The sequence below is a fragment of the Trabulsiella guamensis ATCC 49490 genome, assembly GCF_000734965.1.
Lineage (GTDB): Bacteria > Pseudomonadota > Gammaproteobacteria > Enterobacterales > Enterobacteriaceae > Trabulsiella > Trabulsiella guamensis.
This window is the reverse complement of sequence record NZ_JMTB01000225.1, coordinates 1-434: the sequence shown is the minus strand read 5'-3', so window position 1 is coordinate 434 and position 434 is coordinate 1. Positions and strand designations below refer to the sequence as shown.

Below are 434 nucleotides of genomic sequence, written 5' to 3'. Positions count from 1 at the left end.
GATAATGTCCAGCAGGCGCGGGTAGAACTTGAGCGCATTACGCCCATCCATCTCAGCGATTTCATGCTTGCTGTATTTCCGCCATTCTTCTGCTGTGTGGTTCTGGCAGCCAGCTCGCACATACTCTCCATTCGTGATGCTGATGAAGTACTTCTCACCCACGATTACGAAAGTGAGATCAGGCAGGTTGGCACCGCGCAGGTTGGCACTGCTCAGGTCGGCACCGTACAGGTTGGCACCGCGCAGGTCGGCACCGCGCAGGTCGGCACCGTACAGGTTGGCACCGCGCAGGTCGGCACCGTACAGGTTGGCACCGCTCAGGTCGGCACCGTACAGGTTGGCACCGCGCAGGTCGGCACCGCGCAGGTTGGCACCGCGCAGGTTGGCATCGCGCAGGTCGGCACGTGATCCATTTTCTCTGAATGACTCAACCC

At 60.4% G+C, this 434-nt stretch carries 1 protein-coding gene; it reads right to left on the bottom strand.

Annotated features, from left to right (window positions below; all coding sequences use genetic code 11):
* The coding region (locus GTGU_RS23665) for a pentapeptide repeat-containing protein (RefSeq protein WP_038163883.1) at positions 1-434 on the bottom strand (434 nt) is incomplete at both ends.